This window comes from Trichocoleus desertorum AS-A10 (assembly GCF_039962155.1).
Taxonomy (GTDB): Bacteria; Cyanobacteriota; Cyanobacteriia; order FACHB-46; family FACHB-46; genus Trichocoleus.
Window position 1 is genome coordinate 1 of sequence record NZ_JAMPKN010000045.1, and the last position, 18935, is coordinate 18935.

Sequence of the window (18935 nt, forward strand, 5' to 3'; positions counted from 1 at the left end):
TCACGAAAGAAAGCTTCGATGCCCATGCGATGTTGATAAGCCTTCACAGCAGCACCTAAAGAGGGCAGATTGGTTAAGAGAAACCAAGTACTTTTCTCGCAATGGCCTCGATAAGGTCGTTTCCAATAACTCGCCACGTTAAACAATCCCAGACCCGCTTGTTTCGTCACCCTCACCTGCTCGAGAAATTGTGATTGACCGGGTTTTAATCCCAGGTGTTGGAGTTGCTCAACCAAACCCGTTTCATCTTGAACGTACTCGTTACAGCGTAAGCGTAAACAGAAGCTGAACTGCTCTTGGCCCAACCATTGTGCCAGATGCACCGAGCAAAATTCCCAGTCACCTAAGACCACGACTTGATAAGGCTTCAGCAGCGCTAAAAGTGGACGCAAAACCGCTTGTTGTGGCGCTAAGCCCGAACTCCCTGAATGCGACAAGAACTGCCAGTACAAAGGCAAAGCTCGTCCTCGATAAATCACACTGGCCATCAGCACATTCACCCCTTGCCACTGCGTGCGGTCGAGGACCAAGTAAAGAGTTTGTCCCGCTCGGAATTGGCAAGATAGCAAGTAGCCGACTAAAGGCAACCAGAGGGTATCAATGTGCAATTGAGGACTCGAAAACAAGCGTTGCAAACAGCGGCGACGACCCTCGAATCGAATCGGTAGTGGCAAGGTGGCAGCGAGTCTTTCGAGGCGCACTTGTTTGTGCCATTGCAATAGCAACACCAGCAGATTCACAAGTAGGTAATGGCGAGGACTGAGGCACTGTTGGAGATGAGCTTGGTAGAATAGAGGCAGCATTTTTAGGGGTAGGCTTGTGGTCAAGTAGCAAGCCTATCTTTTTTTATGATTAGCGGCTCTATCCCTCGCTACACATCTGCTTCAAGCTTCCTGTTACCCCCTGAGCGGTTCTGGCTCTCTTGGCTCTCTCAGATGTCAGTACAATAGCGGCATTGCTAAAGCTTGAACAGCTTTTTGCCAACATGAGCATTGCTGTATCTTTTATCGAGAAGCTGGTTCCCGTGACAATCCAACGATTTTGCTGTTGCACGGCTTCCCAACCTCCTCTCACATGTTCCGCAATCTCATGCCTGTGCTTGCTGATAAATTCCATCTGATTGCGCCGGATTATCCGGGCTTCGGCAACAGTTCTATGCCCACAGTAGATGAGTTTGACTACACGTTTGATCATCTAGCTGAGATCATAGAGAAATTCATTGCCGCGATCGCTTTAGAAAAATACAGCCTTTATGTGATGACCTTCTATTGCCATCAACCCTTGTGCCAGCAGCTTCTAGAGCAACAATTCAACTTCATCTTGGTGTGTCGTCCGGAGTCCCACACCACCCTTTATGAGCATCTGGAGGGCATTGACCTGCCAACGCTCACCAGGAAACGATGGACTGGAAAAGTTGAGGAAACCTATACCTACCGCTATCTGAATGGAGTACCCCTGAGAGATAGCGATGATGCTCTGTTGGTGAACTGGTGTGAACTCACGGTGAGTTGTCCTGACGACAAGGTGACGTATAAAAATTCGTTTGCCACTAATCACACTCTGACCAATGACAACGTGGCAGAGGTGATCCTAGCAAGTCGTACCCGTTGGAAGGTGGAGAACGAAAATAACAACACCCTCAAGACCAAGGGCTACAACCTGGAACACAATTTTGGCCACGGTAAGCAACATCTCTCCTCGTTGCTTGCGACCCTAAACATCTTGTCTCTGCTGTTCCACACCTTACTGGAGTTACTAGACCGGAAGTACAAGCTGCTGCGATCTCACTTGCCAACGCGCAAGACCTTTTTTGATGATTTGCGGGCGTTAACTCGTTACCTGTATTTCGACAGTTGGGATCATCTGCTCACCTTTATGCTTGATGGGCTAGAGCTAGGCACCCCGCCAAATACTGGTTGAATTTTCATAATGAGAATTGCTGGATGCCAGAGCCCAGGTTTGTCCATATTTGAGTGCCATGTCCGCGTTTGCTTCGTTGAAAGCAATTACGTCTGCCAGAGTTCTAACTGGAGCATCCGGACCCAAACTGGCGAGGTAGGCATTGAGGTCACGCTTAAATTCGTAAGTCAGCACGGAGGAGCTAAATCCGGAGAGTTCTCGTGCCGTCGGAATTTCTGCCTCGATGATTTCAGCTCCCAGGCTTTCCAGTGCGGCGATTGCCTTCTCTGCGATCGCCCGCTGTTCTTGATTCAGAAAATCCCAATATAAATCTTTGGGTACCCCAACTCTCGCGCCTTTGAGTGCACCTGCATCCAGAAAAGATGTGTAGTCGCTGTAAAACTTACCCTCACTCGTGAGCGTAGTGGGATCACTTGGATCAACTCCCGTCAGTGAGCCGAGTAGAATTGCGGCATCTGTAACAGTGCGCCCAAAGGGTCCTGCCGTATCTTGACTGGCGGCAATCGGAATCACACCATCACGGCTAATTAAACCCACCGTTGGCTTAATTCCAACCACTGAGTTTTGGTTGCCAGGGCTAAGAATAGAGCCAGAGGTTTCCGTTCCAACAGATACCGTGACCAAGTTTGCAGCCACGGCTGCGGCTGAGCCAGCGCTAGAGCCCCCCCGGAGATAGGATTGCTCTGCCATCTCCATCGGGCAAAGGAATTGGATTGTAAGGGTTAAACGTATAGCCGTTGAGAGAGCTATAGCCCGCAGGCATCCCATTGGTCCAAAAGTTGGCGAACTCAGTCAGACTAGCTTTACCTAGAATGATTGCGCCCGCATCCCGGAGTTGCCGAGTCAAAAAGGCATCATCTGGAGCGATCGATCCTTCCAGAGCCACCGAGCCTGCCGTCGTCGGCAAATCAAAAGTATCAATGTTGTCCTTCAACAGCACTGGGATACCATGCAATGGACTGCGCGGCCCAGACAAATCTCGTTCAATAACTAGGGCAGCGACGGTGGCTAGCGCATTCGGATTAATTTTAATGAACGTGTTTAGTCCGGGACCATTGATGTCATAAGCTTCAATCCGATTGAGGTAAAGCTGCACCAATTGTTCAGAAGTTAACTTGTCAGCATCAAACGCCCGGTTAATTTCAGGAATCGTTGCCTCCTGAAGGGTAAAGAAAAGGCCTGAGCGGCGTATGGAAAAATGCTCACCATCGCCGTCTGCATTGCTAAAGAGGCGATTGCCTTCGGGATTGAATTTTGCATAGATGTATCACTCCCACTCCTGATTCAACCAATTGAAAGAGCTGCACCAATAGGTAAGTCACACAGATAAGTCACTAAGAATAGTGCGTGTGCAGATCTGTCCTGCCTAAAGTTATGAGTTCCCCCAAGAAATAACTGTTCAATGAGATACAGGCATTCAACACTTGAGAGAGCATTTCACTTCATCTCTAAATTCTGTATATGTCGTGAACACGGGACTTGAAGCGATAGTCAATCTGAGACAAGTGAAGTTGCGATGAAGATTGCACTGCGTAATATCGTTACTTCAAAGATTAAGTGAAGCTATCCTACTGTCTGTAAAGTGGGTCACAGTATTCGCACTGAAGAGTTTCTCATAATAGCCGCGTGTTCTGGATGCTGATTGCCTCTGCTTCATGGCTAGAGCGGTACAGCGTTCATGTGACCCTGCGATCGGACTTAGGTGTTGTTTATTGGAGGCTGAAGTTTTGTTTACGATCGCCAAGAAAATTGCTGTAGGCGTTGCAACCCCAGCAGCGTTTTTAGTACTGTTGCCCGAAATTGTCAGCGCTGCAACGTTCCGCTTACAAGAAGCAACGGTTACCAGTATTAACGAGGCATTCGACGCTGGGGTGATTGATGCTGAACAACTGGTGCAGCTTTACCTCAATCGGATTGATGCTTATGATGATCAAGGCCCTGCCCTCAACTCTCTCATTACCGTCAATCCAAATGCCCTGACAGAAGCAGCGGCGTTAGATTTAGAGAGACAAACGACAGGGGCCAGAAGCCCGCTGCACGGCATTCCAGTCATCCTCAAAGATAACTACAACACATTTGACCTTCCTACCACGGCGGGTGCAACGATCTTTAAGGACTTTATTCCTGAGCAAGATGCTTTCCAGGTGCAAAAGCTCCGTGAGGCTGGCGCAATCATTCTGGCAAAAGCTAATCTATCTGAGTTTGCGTTTTCGGGGGGTTCCTCGGAAAGTTCTTTAGGCGGCATCACACGCAATGCTTATGACCCGCTAAGAATGCCTGCGGGTTCGAGTGGGGGAACGGCAACGGCGATCGCGGCCAACTTTGGGGTGATTGGCTTTGGTACAGACACAGGCGGTTCAATTCGTAACCCAGCATCTGTGAGTAACCTAGTTGGGTTGCGACCCACCATTGGTCTTTCCAGCCGCTCTGGTATCGTTCCCTTGGCGCTCTCTCAGGATGTCGGCGGTCCAATGACACGCACCGTTACTGATCTGGCGTTTGCTCTGGATGCCACAGTCGGTTTTGATCCTAACGATCCAATCACGGCTACCAGCATTGGGAAGATACCCGATACTTACACCAGCTTCCTCGACTCAAACGGGTTGCAAGATGCAAGGATTGGAGTGGTGCGATCGCTGTTTGGGTTAGATGCTGACCCAGAAGCCGCAAAGGTTAATCAGGTCATCAATCAGTCAATTGCTAACCTGAAGCTATTGGGTGCAGAGATTGTGGATGATGTCCCAATTCCCAACCTGGATACCATTCTTGCTTATCCCAGCTTGAGTGCATTTGAATTCAAGTTCAACTTGAATGACTATTTAGCTGCAAACCCCAATGCTCCTGTCCAATCTCTCACGGAAATCATTGAGAGCGGTGGGTTTTTACCTTCTAACTTGAATACGTTGATCACCAGAAACAGCGTAGAACCTTTGGAGACCAACGTCAGATATCAGGAGATTATCCGCGATCGCCCCACACTGACCCAGCAAAGCCTTCTTCAGGCTCTCAACTTGTTGGATTCAGACCCATCGAACAATCTGGATGCGCTGATCTATCCCACGAACACGAGACCCCCAGGACTCATTTCGCCACCCTCTAATCTAGGATCAAATAGTCGTCTCAGCCCCTTCTCTGGCTTCCCAGCCCTGACGGTTCCCGCTGGATTTACATTTGACAATCTCCCGGTTGGTCTAGAGTTTTTGGGGCCTGCCTTCAGCGAATCAACCCTGCTGCGACTCAGCTATGCTTATGAGCAGGGAACCCTGAATCGCCGCCCTTCTGCTATCGTGCCACAGCTTGAGGGCGAAACGATTCCTGAGCCTGGGCAAACCGTAGGCTTAGTAGCGATCGGGTTGTTACTGTTAGGAGGTAGGCTGAAACAGCGACATGCGCCACAACTTGATGGTTCTATCATAGCTAGCACTAGCGACTAGACCTCGATCGGGAGCGATCGCCGTATCACTGACTGAATCAGTGTGACCCACCAGTGTTTCTATTTCCTTCCCTGTACTCACTTGCCATAATTTCACTGTTTTATCCCAACTGCCACTGATGAGAGTTTCTCCATCACTGGAAAAAGCTAAGGCAGAAACAGGCCAGGAATGTCCAGATAAGACGTGGATAGTTTGTTGGGAGGCAAGATCCCATAAGCGAATGGTACGATCATCACCTGCGGTTGCTAGCCATCTACCAGCAGGGCTGAACGCAACAGCTCTAACGTTGGCTGTATGCCCAGTGAGTGTATGAACTCGTTCAAATGTTTTCAAATCCCAAAGTTGTACGCTCGCATCTGCCCCAGCGCTTGCTAGAAGCGATTGACATCCTGAATTAGAGGCGTTTGGACTGAAGGCAAGTGCTGTCACTGCTAAGTCATGTCCTGTCAGTGAGGTGATCACTTTACCTGTTGCCCAATCCCATAGCTTCACCTGCTTATCAGAACTTCCACTAGCCAGGAATGCTCCATCTGGACTAAAGAGAACTGCATTGACCGTATGATCATGACCTCCCAGAATTTGGATCACACTGCGAGTTTGCAGATTCCAGAGTTTAATCGTGCGATCGCGACTTCCACTCACTAGTAGGTTGTCATCTTGAGGATGAAACGCCACTGTTTTAACAAAATGAGCATGATCGTGTAAAGTAAATTGTTCTTTCCCTGCCTGAATATCCCAGAGGCGGATGGTCTTGTCATCACTGGCGCTCGCGAGCATTTGACTGTTGGGTGAGATAGCGATCGCGTTGATATTGGCAAATAATCCCCCATGACCTGTGAGGGTAGCGTAGCATTTCCAGGTGGGCGATCGCATCGGCTGAGAAACAGGGGTACTCCTATGTTCGCCTCGCAGGAACTGGACTTCTAAAAGTACTTCCTCCGCAGAAGCAATTCTTTGATTCAAATCAGGTTCAATCAAGCGATCGAGCAGTTGTGCTAGATTCTGCTGCTGTAGCCGTTCCTCAGCGTTGGCTGCCTTAGACAACCAATAGTTCTGCCAGGCCCAACGGTGATTGACAGAGTCAAACAAGCTAAATGGGTGAATTCCGGTCAATAGATGGATACAAGTCACCCCTAAGCTATAGAGATCACTAGCAAAAGTGGGGTTGCCTTTGAGTTGTTCGGGTGCGCCATAGGTGGGGCTGCCGATCGCCATTCTCGGTTGCAGAGTCTTCATTCCTGCAAGTAGTTGAGTGATACCCACATCCACCAACACTAAATCTTCCCAAGCTCCTTGCTCGGAACAGGAAACTCCAGAAACTCGGCAGATAATATTTTCTGGCTTAATATCACCGTGAATCACGCCACAGGTATGAATCTGTTGAATCACAGGCAACAGGCTTACCAAAATTTGGCAAACTTCTCGGGTGTTGAATGTACCTTTTTGGGCCAGAACCAGGGCTAAATCATCACCAGGTATAAATTGCTGAACCAGATAGAGAATACCATTCTGCTCAAATTGGTCTAGATAGGTGGGAAGTTGGATAGATGACTCTAGTTTTTTCAGGCATTGAAAGGCTTGTCGCGATCGCTCTTGGATAGAAAGCATCGGCGAAGAACTAGTTACATCACTCCAAAGTTGCTTGATGACACAAAGAGTTAGTGGTGTCAGAACCTGATCAACGGCAAGTAGGGTTCGGCTGCAACCTCCCTGTCCTAGCACTTGAATGGCCTTGTAACGGTTCGCTAATTGCAAGTTAGAGCCACAATAATCACAGAAACAGTTGCCAACAGCAGAGTTATGTGGCTCTAGGCAGTGAGGATTAAAGCAATAACTGCTGGATTCAGGAAGCCTCAGATTCATCAATTAAGTGACCGTTGACTACCATAGACTCATGACTATCGCCATTCTCTTGAACGACTGGTGTTTGGTTCCACAGCAGCATTCCCATCATGGCATCCAGCAAACCGGAACCGTTGCTGCCACTAACCGCAACATCAGGAACCACGCGCACCTGGCGATCGCCAATCACCTGCATTAGCTGTAAAGCGGTGTAAGCCTGAGAGCCGAGCGCACTCACCCCAGCTCCATAGGCATCCGCTTTGGCATCTCCAGTTAAGCGAATCGACTCGGCTTCTCCGTTGGCTTGTTCCACAGCGGCAGCAGCTTGTAGTTTCGCAATCTTGACCCCCTCCTCTGCGGTCACCACCTCCTTTTGAATATCTGCCAGCGCTGTTTCGCGCACGAGTTCTTGTCGCTGAGTTTGAGCAATCCGTTGCGTCACATAAGTCTTTTCTTCTTCTTCTGCAATCTTGCGAGCAGTCAAGGTTTGCATCAGTTCCGGAGGAGGTGAGATCAAGCCGATTAGTGTATCCACTGCCTGCACATCATAGGTTCGCAATGCTTGGCGCACATACTCCGCTGCTTCAGCTTGTCGCTCACTCCGCGCCACCAAGAAATCGAGAACTGTATATTCTTGAGCTGAGTTACGGAAGTAGTTGCCGACAATGGGACGCAGTACCTGATCAACCAAATTTTGCATTGAACCTAATCGAGAAATTACTTTGGGTGCGTCCATTGCACCCACGTGAATCACTTGAAATACCTCTAGATCAAAGGTAAAGCCATCAAACGAAAGTAATTGCAGAGCGGCCAAGGAAGAGTCGTATCCATGTTCTCCTTTAAACCTTGAGGTGAAATTAATCACGATATTTGTAGTTGGAACCAGCTCTACCTTCATGATTTTGCTATTCAGGGGATGCTTACCCGTATGCAGCGGCTCAATCCATACACCCTTATCTCCACGATTGACCAAATTGCCGTGGGTAAAAGATTCGCCACTCACATCCTCATGAGATTTCCCCACATAGGAAATTACCACTCCCACATAGCCAATTGGCACTTCTGTCATCGGCACTTGCTCCACCTGCACAAACCAAGGGTTGAGGTTCCAGGAGCCTGAGAGCATAACTTGTTCTTGCAAGCCTCTGCGCCCACCGCGTGCCATGAAAGTTTGGACATTTTGAAAGTTATCATGTCCTGAAACTACAGGACCTGCAATCTCTCCTGCTTCGATCGGAGTGCCATCGAGTGTCGTGATGATACCAACCCGATCGGGGTTAACAGTATAAACCTTGAGTTGAGCTGGAGCCATGCCATGAGTAGCAGCGGTGCTGGATGTAATCACTTGAAACAGAGCAGTGTTAATTCGATAGGTGCCTGTGGTTAGAACCGCTAACTGCCGACCTTTTTCACCACCCTTGCTGAGGAATTGGCGAGCATCTTGAAAATTATCACACCCTACCACCTTGCCTAAAATACGTTCGGGAGGAATCGCAGCACCATCATTCGCTACGATTAATCCGATTTCATCCTGCGGAATCACCACCACCGGAACTTTTTGTACGCTATATTGCCAGGGAAAATAACCAAAATGCCAGCCAGGAGGCAAAGTGTCAGCTTGTAGACCCGCTTCGCCATTGAGGGCGAGCAGTCTCCCTGCCGGTAAGCTCTTAGCCGAAAATTTCTTCGTGACAATTCCAACTTCTCGTTCCCCAATCACGATCAATCCTGCTATCCAGCCAATGTGGGGCAAGAAGAACAAGATCAGCACGATACCCCCTATTGGATAGACCCAAATGGCTAAACTAGGAAGCGGAACCTGCATCAGTTGGATCTCTGGCTGCCGGGTGGGTAGAGTCAGCGACACTGGTTCGACAGGATCATTCGACATAGACAACAGGCCAGTTACAGCCCAACCTGCCGTATCAGTCACAATGAAGCGATTCAGAACACTACTGCCATAAATGTCCCTTTGCTGAGGATGGTTGATGCTCCCACCAACCGAATTGATATCTCCTCTGGACCTTAGCGCCTCACTATGAGCAGGAGTAATTCCTGCCAGGAGTACAGCAAGTAGCGAAATTGATGGAGAAATGATTCGACGAATTAGACGTTTAGTCATCAGTGTGGTTCTTTTAAGATGAGTAGAACTATTGGTTTATTCGGTCGTTGGCTCGATAGTTATCTGTAATGTAAGTTTTCTTTACACTTCAAACTCTGAGCCTGACACTGTCTGCCCGAAAGGCGTTCAAGCTTTCACTCTGACTTGATTACGAAAAGAAGGTTTATAGGGGCTGAGCGATCGCGCGATCAAAAGCCGCCGCCTGCACCGCCGCCACCACTGCTACCTCCACCAAAGCCACCACCGCCACCGCCACTGCTACCGCCGCTACAACCGCCAGACCCTCCATACCCCCCGCCCGTATAGTTGCCCCCGCTAGACACCCAGCCTCGATGCTGGTGAGATTTTTTACCTCCACCATCGCCACCACCGTTAGAATCGTCGTCATCATGACTGCGAATTACAGCAGTAACAAGTAAGGAAATGAACAACAGCAACCCTCCCCATCCCAAAACTGCGGCGAGATTGAATGAGGAATTCGATGCCTCTATAACTGAACTAGAGGATACATCGGTTGCTTGGCTGGAGTCGGCTGCTGTGTGAATGAGGGAAGGGGAAGCTGGGTTGGCAGAACTAGCACTGTAAGTGACAGGTGCTAGTTCTTGAGCCACCGCTTGAATGCCTGCTAAGGTGCCACCATCAAAATCTCCTTGCTTCAATCGCGGGATAATTTGCTGGTCAATAATTTGCCCCACCTGAGCATCTGGCAAATGCTCTTCAATGCCATAGCCTGTCTCAATTTCAACCCGGCGATCGCCCTGAGAAATGAGCAACAGAACGCCATTGTTGTGAGTCGCCTTACCAATACCCCAATAATTAAACAAAGTTGTAGCAAACTGTTTTGGAGTCGCAGAAGGAGCGGTATCTGGGACTGTGACAACGGCAATTTCACTGCCATTCTTTGCTTCTAGTTCGGAAATCTGCTGATTCAGGCTAGCTTCTGTATCTGGGCTCAGAATATTTGCCACATCGCTGACCCATTCTCCATTCGCCTGTCGTGGATTGGGAACTTGCTCGACTGAAATAGCGAGGCTGACAGTGGGGATACTGACAATGGCAGCAGTCGCTAGGCTCATGCCAATCCTGGATTGAAAGCGCGTTACTTTAGAAGCCATATTATTTATTCCCTCCTGAAGTTTTGTACTCAGTTCCGTCTAGAGAACAACGTTTAAGCAAGCTGAAAGCATTTGTAGGCATTCCCTTGCGTTTTGCTTGCGACCCTCTAGACTGGAAGTGTGTTGCATCCAGATTAAGGGGAGCAACCGTTAGGAACGCTCTAATCACCGTTAGGGATTTGGTTAGGATTAATGGTTAGAAATTTCAGTGCAGTTGTAAGTCATGGCGTTGCCCCCAGATCCGTTTGATCAAGCCGTAACAACTTGGAAGCTCGACCAACTGTACTCAGACTTGGCTACTGCTAAACGTGAGATCGCACCTTATAAAAAACTAGGATTGACGGAAGTTGAAAAGCTACATTTGCGGGGGTTGCTCTGTGGCTACAGTCCCGCAGAGATTGCCACTCAATTGGTGAAGACAGCCAAGACCGTAGAGGTTGATTTGTGTAACACTCTGTACCGCTATGTGGAGGCCTTAACTGGACGAGCCACCAATACGCTTGAGAGTTGGAGGGATATTAAGCCTTGGCTAGAAGCGGCAGGCTATAAAGCTTTTGGAGTGGGTCGGGAGATGAAGCTCGCTTTGAATTGGGGAGAAGCCCCCGATGTCTCCGTGTTCTACGGTCGGCAAGAAGAACTAGCTACTCTAGGGCAATGGATTGTGGGCGATCGCTGTCGCATTGTCGCTTTACTGGGGATGGGTGGAATTGGTAAAACTAGCTTAGCGGCTAGGCTCGCCCAGCAAATTCAAGGTCAATTTGATTGTTTAATTTGGCGATCGCTCCGTCATCCCTTGCCCCTAGAAGAAGTTTTAGGCGATTGGTTACAACTGCTCTCTCCTCAACCAATCACCGAGTCACCGAGCAAACTTGAGAGTCAGCTCACTCGCTTGATAGATCATCTCCGGAGCCATCGTTGCTTGTTGATCTTGGATAATTTAGAGACGATTCTTCGCAGTGGGGACTTTGCAGGGCATTATCGTGAGGGGTACAAAAGTTATGGAGAACTGTTGCAACGATTGAGCCAAGAAACTCATCAAAGCTGCCTACTTTTAACGAGTCGCGAACAAACAAGAGAAATTGCTTTATTGGATGGCAGAAATCAACCTGTGCGATCGCTGAAGCTAGAGGGACTCAAAGAAGCAGCGCGAGAAATCTTGCAGGCAAAAGACTTATCGGGAGAAGGGCAATGGAGCACTTTGATTCAAATCTATCGCGGTAATCCCTTAGTTTTAAAAATGGTTTCTACGACTATCAAGGAAATTTTTGATGGAAGTGTTCCAGATTTTTTGAAGCAGCGTATGACGCTAATTACTGGAGACATTAATGACTTCATTGAGCAGCAAGTAAATCGTTTATCTTCTTTAGAACAAGAGATTTTATACCAAGTTGTGAGGGCAAAAGAACCTGTTCTGCTCATTAAGCTGCAGGAGAGCTTACAATCCGTTTTACCCTCCGACTTATTACGCGCTTTGGAATCTTTAGTGAGGCGATCGCTGATTGAAAAAAGCGTGGCTGGTTTCACATTACAGCCCGTGGTGATGGAATATGTCACGAATCAACTGGAACAGATCAAGCAGTCAGAGGGCTGAGCGTGAGCTACTGTATCAATCCGAAATGCCCAGTGCGTCAAAATCCAGATGATATTGCTGCTTGTCTTGCCTGCGGTACACCCCTACTGATCCAGCAACGCTATCGCTTAGTCAACCCTCTACGTGAACTTGATGAGCCCAGTCAAGCTGAGATTTTTGCAATCGACGATCAAGGAAAAATCAAAGTGATGAAAGTCCTGAAGAATCCTCGATTACTCAAGCTGTTTGAACGAGAAGCCAAAACACTACAACAGTTAAAACATTCAGGAATTCCTCAGGTGGAATTGGATGGTTTTTTCACCGTTACCATTCACGATAATCCTCAAATTTTGTATTGTTTAGTGATGCAAAAAATTGAGGGGAAAAATCTGGAGCAGTGGTTAGAGCAACAAGGCCCTATCTCTGAAGTGCTTGCTTGGCAATGGTTGAAGCAATTGATTGAAGTCCTAGAGAAGGTGCATCAGCATGAGTTATTTCATCGGGATATCAAATTGTCCAATATCATGCTCCAACCGCAGGGACAACTGGCCTTAATCGACTTTGGCACCGTCAGAGAAGTGACGAATACTTACCTCGCTAAAGTAGGTAGTGGTCGAGAAGTAACGGGAATTGTTTCCCCAGGCTACACACCCTTGGAACAGGTGAACGGCAAGGCAGTCCCTCAATCAGATTTCTATGCTTTAGGTCGTTCTTTTGTCTATCTCTTAACTGGAAAACATCCAATTGACTTGCCAGAAGATCCTCAAACTGGAACCTTGATTTGGCGCAATACTGCCCCTCAGGTCTCATCCAGATTCGCGGATTTGATTGATGACTTGATGGCTCCTTTCCCAGGCCAACGCCCCCTGAATACCCAGGAAATTTTGCAACGTTTAACCAGTAGCTCTTTAGGACGGCAAAAACGTTTATCTCTCTTCAAGTCACGCCTGCAATGGTTAATCATTTTCAATTTATGCCTATTCCTACTTCAGCTCGTGACGGGTCTATTGTGGTTGCAGGCCCAACGCCAACAAACCTGGGGTTTAAATCGCGATCGCCCCATGCAGCTACCCTCCCAAGTTCAATAGTTCTTGGCGAGCAGTCTACGAGTCTCTTGGGCTGCTGCTTGCATCGCAGCCTCTGCACTAGGTTGCCCCGTTAGGGCTGCGCTCAAATGACGCTGGAGAATCTGCGAGGCTTGGTCATACTGTGGAATCAATGGACGTAAAACCGGATGCTCTAAAACTGTCAGTAGACTGGGAAAGTGCGGATACTTTTGAGCGATCGCCCGGTCCACAAAGAGGTTCCGACGAGTAGGTAAATATCCAGACTGAAGTACAAATTGCCGCTGGGACTCTACACTGGTAAAAAACTGAATGGCTCGCCAAGCCTCTTGAGGATGTTTAGCGTTTTTCGCAATACCAAATCCCCAACCTCCTTTACAAGCCGCACTGCGATAACCCGGCGCATGCACCATTGGTTTAATTCCAACTTGATCTTGGAGCCCTTTCACTGCTTGGACTCGAGGCCAGATATAGGGCCAATTCCGTAGAAATGCTACCTCTCCTTGTTGAAATTTCTCAAATGATTCTTCCTCGTTATACGTGGTCGTCTCAGCGGGAGAGATTCCCAGCTTCAAAGTGTTTCGTAGAAACTCAACGGCTTGGATGGCTGGTGCTTGATCGAGTCCTACTTCTCTAGTATTGGGGTCAATCCAGAAACCCCCATATCCGGCTAGCACTTCCACAAACATTGCAGCTAAGCCTTCATACTGTTGCCCCTGCCACACATAGCCCCAGCGAACTTGCTGCTGTTGCTGTAGCTTTTGTGAAACCTGCACAAGCTCTGCAAATGTTTCTGGGGCTGGGTTGCCTATCTGCTCGAGTAAATCTTTGCGGTAGTAAAGCATTCCCACGTCAGTACGAAAGGGAATGCGATATAGCGCTCCCTGATAGCGTCCTGCTTCGATATCATCTGTTAAAAATGCAGTTAAATCACTGGACGAAACGTAATCTGAGAGATTGCTGAGCCAGCCTGCCGCTGCAAACTTCGGAGTCCAGATAATATCGAGATAAATTAAGTCATAACTCGAGCTACCTGTTTGCAAGGCAGAAGTATAGATTGCTTCCACTTCATTGGTGGTGTAGGCTCCTTCAACCAGTTTGATTCGGATATCTGGATTTTGTGCCTGAAAATCTTGAATCAGCCCTGCCCAATGCTGACTTTCCGGAGCAGGCACGACCAACGTCAGGTTGACAGGTGCCTGAGGCCAGGTTAACCAAAGCAGCAATAAAACCGCAATTTGCACCCCAGCCATTAACCCCCAAAACTGCGGTGTGTGCAACTGCCGCAGCAATTTTGATCGCTTTTGAATGACCTCCATACATAACCCCGCAAATCGAATTTGGTGAAGGACTACAAGGGGTGGCTACTAAGCTGCAACTCCCCGAACTTAGGACTCCACCAACCTTGGGCTGTATGGAAGTAGACCGCTTCTTTATGTTGACTATTACCCCTAGCCTGAGCATCGGAGCAACGCAGCAATTGCTTGGCTTGACCTGCTTTTTCGTAGGTATAGGTTTCTAAAGGCTTTTGGCAAATCGGGCAAGGATATTCTGTGAGCTGAGATGGCAGTGAGGCTGACGCCTGGGTTTGGTTGCGAGGACGCTCCCACTTACGACTGCGATCGCTCCAAAATAGCACTACATCTTCACAATCACTGACGCACTTGAGGAAGTACTTTTTCTTGACTTTGCTGCTAGGGATTTTAGCCAAGTAATTTTGGCATTGCGGGCAACGAGTCCGCGACAAGTTCAATGCTTTTTCGGGGTGCAGGGCAGGATTCGTCGTCAGATGTGCTGGGATCGCTTGTTTCGCTTTTGTCAGTGCAGGCGTGAAGTACTCGCGATTCCAGGTGGTGAGGTAGGTTTGCCAATCCTGTTTCCCGTCAGCAATTTGGTCTAGAGCCTGCTCCATCTGGGCGGTAAATTTAGCTTCTAGCAGATCGGGTAAAGCATCCTGCAAAAAGCCATCCACTTCTAACCCTAAACTGGTGGGTTGCAAATGCCCTTTGACGACCTCTACATACAGCCGTTGCTTCAGTGTCTGTATGGTAGGAGCGTAGGTGCTGGGACGACCAATGCCTCTGCGCTCCATCACTTGCACTAACTTGGGTTCGCTGTAGCGCGGTGGGGGTTGGGTTTGCTTCTGCTCATGTGCTGCCTGTTGCAGCGTCAGGGCTTGCTGAGGAGCTAGCGTGGGTAGCTCGGCATCTGGACTCAGGTTGGGCCAATACTTGCTGTAACCCAAAAACTCGATCACCTGCCCTTTCGCTTGCCAAAATATGGAACCTGATTGAGTCACAATTTGCGTTTGTCGTAGTCGAGCCGCCTGGCATTGCGAAGCGATCGCCCGTTTCCAAATCAGGACATATAAGTCGAAGGCATCGGCAGCCAGTTCGACCCGCAATTCTTTGGAAGGACGATAAACATCTGTCGGTCGAATTGCTTCATGAGCTTCCTGTGCGCCTTTCGCTTTGCGGTGCTGGGTCACCTTTTTCGGCACGTTGTCTGGGTCATGGGCCTCTAACCACTGTCTTGCTTGGGTACAAAACTCAGGGCTGAGGGCAATACTATCGGTTCGCATGTAGGTAATCAGTCCCGCTTCGTAGAGAGATTGCGCCACCTGCATGGTCTTCTCAGGACTGAACCGCAAGCGAGACCCTGCCGCTTGTTGCAGCGTTGAAGTGATAAAGGGAGGGGGTGGAGTGCGAGTTGCCGTCTTACCTTCCACAGAAACGACGTGATGCGGATTTTGTTGAGCAATTTCGACTAAGCGATCGGCAGCCGCTTGAGAGGTCACACGATCGGATTCCGGAGTTTGTCCTTCTGCTTTTTGGGCCGCATCATCAGGTTGGGCCGTCTCAGTCTTGGCTTCTGTCGGTTGGCTGCGGTAATAAGCTCGCAAACCTTCGGCATAATCGACAAACACGCTCCAATAGTCTTGGGCCACAAAGGCTTGGATCTGCCGTTCGCGATCGCAAACGATATGCAATGTTGCACTTTGAACGCGCCCCATACTTTTAGCGCCGTTGTGCAATTGCCAAAGCAAAGGAGAGCCTTTGAACCCGACCAGCTTATCTAGAACCGTGCGGCACAAACCAGAGTTCACTAGATTGAGATCGATCGAGCGGGGTTGGGCGATCGCGGCTCGCACGGCATTTGGGGTGATTTCTGTGTAAACCACCCGTTGAGGCTGTTTGAGATTGAGCGCTTGCTGAATGTGCCAGGCGATCGTTTCTCCCTCGCGATCGTAGTCGGTTGCTAGCACCACAGTTTTAACTTGCTTCACCGCCGATCGCAGTTGTTGAATAGTTTCTTTGCCCCTAGTGCCTCGCGCCATAAAGCGGCACTTTACGGAGTTATGTTCTAGATCGAAGCCCAAAGCATCTTCACCATCATGGGCGAGTTCGCGAATATGCCCCATGCTGGCCTTGACTAGCCAATCTGATCCCAGAATTTGACTCAGCTTTTTGACTTTACCAGGACTTTCAACGATTAGCAGCTTGGTTGCCAAGACAGATTCCTTTCGCTCACCCAGGAGCAACAACTCCACGTACAATTGTACTATCTAGTATCTAAGAGCCGCACCAAGTTCTTCTCAACATACATTTTCAACGTACAAAAGATACAACTCAAACCACGCATGAAATACCCCTATCGTTACCATCCTTAAATCCTTAAACCAGTTGCAACTTCGCTAAGCAGGCAGAGCTTGAGTCAAAATCAGAGCATTGCATCACTAGAGTCATCCCCTTAAGACAAGACCCTAGCAGTAGAGAAGATGCCGAGGAGCATCTGCCACAACAGCAACATCTGCTCACAAGCTCAGCGCTTCGCAAGATTAACTTATTTAGAAGTCATCAGGCTAATACAGGCTGACAGTAGACTAACGGCTACCCTCAGGAGCGGCCTTAGTCAAACTATATTGACCTTTTTTGCCTCGAAACCATTGTCCATCCTTCGCTCCAGTAGAGAGGATATTTAACATGCGATCGCGAGCCTTGTTCCGCACATCTTGAGGAATTTCAGCCGTGAAGATGGCGTTGATCAGATCAGGAACGCTCAAGAGCTGCTTAGGTTGCTGCTGGAAAACCGTAGTAATAGCTACAGGCAACGAAGTCTGACGAAATGGGTCTTGCAAGTAATCCTGCCAATTTCTAGATTGCCGGGGTTTCTTGGTGGCCTTAGTCGCTTGACGGCCTCTGGTGGCAGTCGGTTCGGGAGCCGCAGCGGGTTCGGGAGCCGCAGTAGATGCAGCCGTGGCCTCAGGAGTAGCTGTAGGTTTAGGCGCAGCCGTAGCAGGTGGCTTTGATGCAGAGAGAGCAGCGGCTGCTTGAGTAGATGTCGCAGGAGCCGTTGTGGTAGAAAATAGATCAATCACTGTTTTGAGGCTCTGACGCTTCTCCCGCAAGGCCTCTAGTTGTATTGTGATTTCTGCTTCTTGAGTTGCGAGAGTAGCATCTGCTTCCAGGAGATTGGTGAGGATAGCGGTAGGAGAAGTTGAAGAATTAGCCATAGGAAGTGCTGTCTTAGCAATTAGAGTTCAAGAGCATCATACAAAGCTCTGATATTTTCAGGAAGCCTCAAGAGGATAAGTCTTTAGACTTAGTGAGAACTTGTGATCACTGGTAAGAACCTGAACTATAATCACACCAAGTGTTGTGAGGTTTTTAAATGAACAAGGGAGAATTGGTAGATGCAGTCGCTGCAAAAGCCAACGTGACCAAAAAACAAGCTGACGCCATCTTGAGTGCTGTGTTTGACACCATTCAGGAAACGGTCGCTTCAGGTGAAAAGGTCACCCTGATTGGATTTGGTACTTTTGAACCCAGAGAACGCCAAGCACGGGAAGGCCGCAATCCTAAGACTGGCGAAACGATGAAGATTCCAGCGACTAAAGTTCCAGCCTTCAGTGCTGGCAAAGTCTTCAAAGACAAGGTTTCTCCAACCGCTTAAGCGGTTTTCTTAAAGATCAGTCACTCGCCTCCTCATTGCAGGAGGCTTTTTCGTTCCAGTACTCCTGCTCTAACAGCTAGTTAAAGGAAGCATGGAAGTGGTGATGTCATTAGTGGACATTGGGGTTAATCTGACCAACGCTGCCTTCGATCACGATCGCCCACTCGTCATTGAACGAGCGATCGCCGCAGGAGTTGGCACTATGATCCTCACAGGCACTACCGTAGATACCAGTCAGGCAGCTCAAGTTCTGGCTAGGCACTATCCAGGCACTTTGTACTCAACCGCAGGGGTGCATCCTCATGATGTGCGGCATTGTGATGCAGCCACTGTTAGCCGCTTACGAGAGTTAAGCAGTCATCCAGAAGTGGTTGCGATCGGTGAATGTGGGCTGGACTATAACCGTGATTATTCACCCCGCCCCGAGCAAGAATACTGGTTTGAAGCCCAGCTTCAACTCGCTTGCGAACTAAAGCTACCCCTGTTTCTCCATGAACGAGATGCCCATCAACGCTTCTTGGAAATTCTCCAGCCGTACCGTAGCCAATTAACTGCAGCCGTAGTGCATTGTTTCACGGGCAACGCGGAAGAACTAAAAGCTTATCTAGACTGGGATTTACACATTGGTATCACTGGCTGGATCTGTGATGAGCGGCGAGGGTTACATCTGCAAGAGTTAGTAGCCCAAATTCCCCTAGATCGATTGATGCTAGAAACAGATGCACCTTACTTAACCCCTAGAACGCTGCGCCCTAAACCTAAGGGGGGACGGAATGAGCCTGCCTTTTTACCCCAGGTTTTGCAGACTGTAGCCAGCGCGATCGCCAAACCCGTTGAGGAAGTCGCTCAAGCTACCACAGCAACCGCTTACCAATTTTTCCAGCTACCACCTGACAAAAATAATTCCGGTTAGCC

General features: G+C 48.8%; 14 protein-coding genes and 2 pseudogenes. 7 read left to right on the top strand and 9 right to left on the bottom strand.

Features of this window, described 5'->3' with window-relative positions:
* The coding region (locus NDA01_RS26740; RefSeq protein WP_348230394.1) for an IS4 family transposase at positions 1–803 on the bottom strand (803 nt) is incomplete at its 3' end.
* A 238-nt stretch (positions 804–1041) separates the two neighbouring features.
* Here NDA01_RS26740 and NDA01_RS26745 point away from each other — a divergent pair.
* Together NDA01_RS26745 and NDA01_RS26750 are read left to right on the top strand one after the other, a co-directional pair.
* A pseudogene (locus tag NDA01_RS26745) lies at positions 1042–1230 on the top strand (alpha/beta fold hydrolase); the annotation flags it as partial.
* A 36-nt stretch (positions 1231–1266) separates the two neighbouring features.
* Positions 1267–1920 (top strand): annotated as a pseudogene (locus NDA01_RS26750) (ISNCY family transposase); the annotation flags it as partial.
* On the opposite strand, the gene NDA01_RS26755 reads toward NDA01_RS26750, so the two are convergent.
* The gene (locus NDA01_RS26755; RefSeq protein ID WP_348230395.1) at positions 1894–2610 is read right to left on the bottom strand and encodes an amidase family protein; all 717 of its coding nucleotides are present in this window, start codon (positions 2608–2610) and stop codon (positions 1894–1896) included. The pseudogene NDA01_RS26750 and the gene NDA01_RS26755 overlap by 27 nt on opposite strands.
* On the bottom strand, positions 2576–3016 hold the full coding sequence (locus tag NDA01_RS26760; RefSeq protein WP_348230396.1) for an amidase family protein: 441 nt from the start codon (positions 3014–3016) through the stop codon (positions 2576–2578). Before NDA01_RS26760 ends, NDA01_RS26755 begins: the two co-directional genes overlap by 35 nt.
* A gap of 616 nt (positions 3017–3632) precedes the next feature.
* Between NDA01_RS26760 and NDA01_RS26765 the strand changes: the two genes are divergently transcribed.
* A complete protein-coding gene (locus NDA01_RS26765; protein WP_348230397.1) occupies positions 3633–5354 on the top strand; it encodes an amidase family protein in 1722 nt (573 codons plus the stop codon).
* On the opposite strand, the gene NDA01_RS26770 is transcribed toward NDA01_RS26765, so the two are convergent.
* The 3 genes from NDA01_RS26770 to NDA01_RS26780 all read right to left on the bottom strand — a co-directional run bounded on the left by NDA01_RS26770 (position 5283) and on the right by NDA01_RS26780 (position 10433).
* Positions 5283–7109, bottom strand: coding sequence for a protein kinase domain-containing protein (locus NDA01_RS26770; RefSeq protein WP_348230398.1), 1827 nt, complete (start codon positions 7107–7109; stop codon positions 5283–5285). The two genes, NDA01_RS26765 and NDA01_RS26770, sit on opposite strands and share 72 nt — an antisense overlap.
* A gap of 88 nt (positions 7110–7197) precedes the next feature.
* Entirely contained in the window at positions 7198–9318 is a 2121-nt protein-coding gene (locus NDA01_RS26775) for an SPFH domain-containing protein (protein WP_348230399.1), read from the bottom strand.
* A gap of 188 nt (positions 9319–9506) precedes the next feature.
* Positions 9507–10433 carry a TPM domain-containing protein gene (locus NDA01_RS26780; protein ID WP_348230400.1) on the bottom strand — a complete coding sequence of 309 codons (927 nt, stop codon included), beginning with the start codon at positions 10431–10433 and terminating at the stop codon, positions 9507–9509.
* 223 nt (positions 10434–10656) lie between these two features.
* On the opposite strand from NDA01_RS26780, the gene NDA01_RS26785 reads away from it, so the two are divergent.
* Both NDA01_RS26785 and NDA01_RS26790 read left to right on the top strand, forming a co-directional pair.
* On the top strand, positions 10657–12024 hold the full coding sequence (locus tag NDA01_RS26785; RefSeq protein WP_348230401.1) for an NB-ARC domain-containing protein: 1368 nt from the start codon (positions 10657–10659) through the stop codon (positions 12022–12024).
* A 2-nt stretch (positions 12025–12026) separates the two neighbouring features.
* Positions 12027–13091: a protein kinase domain-containing protein gene (locus NDA01_RS26790; RefSeq protein ID WP_348230402.1), complete on the top strand. Its 1065-nt coding sequence runs from the start codon at positions 12027–12029 to the stop codon at positions 13089–13091.
* On the opposite strand, the gene NDA01_RS26795 is transcribed toward NDA01_RS26790, so the two are convergent.
* The 3 genes from NDA01_RS26795 to NDA01_RS26805 all read right to left on the bottom strand — a co-directional run bounded on the left by NDA01_RS26795 (position 13085) and on the right by NDA01_RS26805 (position 17580).
* Positions 13085–14386, bottom strand: a complete 1302-nt coding sequence (locus tag NDA01_RS26795) for an ABC transporter substrate-binding protein (protein WP_348230403.1) — start codon at positions 14384–14386, stop codon at positions 13085–13087. The two genes, NDA01_RS26790 and NDA01_RS26795, sit on opposite strands and share 7 nt — an antisense overlap.
* A gap of 32 nt (positions 14387–14418) precedes the next feature.
* On the bottom strand, positions 14419–16578 hold the full coding sequence (gene topA, locus NDA01_RS26800) for a type I DNA topoisomerase (protein ID WP_348230404.1): 2160 nt from the start codon (positions 16576–16578) through the stop codon (positions 14419–14421).
* A 372-nt stretch (positions 16579–16950) separates the two neighbouring features.
* The gene (locus NDA01_RS26805) at positions 16951–17580 is read right to left on the bottom strand and encodes a hypothetical protein (protein WP_348230405.1); all 630 of its coding nucleotides are present in this window, start codon (positions 17578–17580) and stop codon (positions 16951–16953) included.
* Between the two features lie 158 nt (positions 17581–17738).
* Here NDA01_RS26805 and NDA01_RS26810 point away from each other — a divergent pair, with 158 nt between their 5' ends.
* Positions 17739–18020 carry an HU family DNA-binding protein gene (locus NDA01_RS26810; protein ID WP_190442919.1) on the top strand — a complete coding sequence of 94 codons (282 nt, stop codon included), beginning with the start codon at positions 17739–17741 and terminating at the stop codon, positions 18018–18020.
* Positions 18021–18123: 103 nt separating this feature from the next.
* On the top strand, positions 18124–18933 hold the full coding sequence (locus NDA01_RS26815) for a TatD family hydrolase (protein ID WP_348230406.1): 810 nt from the start codon (positions 18124–18126) through the stop codon (positions 18931–18933).
* The last annotated feature ends 2 nt before the right edge of the window (positions 18934–18935 follow it).

Coding starts and splice junctions, on each gene's coding strand:
- NDA01_RS26755 (WP_348230395.1), bottom strand. CDS start 2,610: ATGGCAGAGCAATCCTATCTCCGGGGGGGCTCTAGCGCTGGCTCAGCC.
- NDA01_RS26815 (WP_348230406.1), top strand. CDS start 18,124: ATGTCATTAGTGGACATTGGGGTTAATCTGACCAACGCTGCCTTCGAT.
- NDA01_RS26775 (WP_348230399.1), bottom strand. CDS start 9,318: ATGACTAAACGTCTAATTCGTCGAATCATTTCTCCATCAATTTCGCTA.
- NDA01_RS26780 (WP_348230400.1), bottom strand. CDS start 10,433: ATGGCTTCTAAAGTAACGCGCTTTCAATCCAGGATTGGCATGAGCCTA.
- NDA01_RS26810 (WP_190442919.1), top strand. CDS start 17,739: ATGAACAAGGGAGAATTGGTAGATGCAGTCGCTGCAAAAGCCAACGTG.
- NDA01_RS26785 (WP_348230401.1), top strand. CDS start 10,657: ATGGCGTTGCCCCCAGATCCGTTTGATCAAGCCGTAACAACTTGGAAG.
- NDA01_RS26795 (WP_348230403.1), bottom strand. CDS start 14,386: ATGGAGGTCATTCAAAAGCGATCAAAATTGCTGCGGCAGTTGCACACA.
- NDA01_RS26805 (WP_348230405.1), bottom strand. CDS start 17,580: ATGGCTAATTCTTCAACTTCTCCTACCGCTATCCTCACCAATCTCCTG.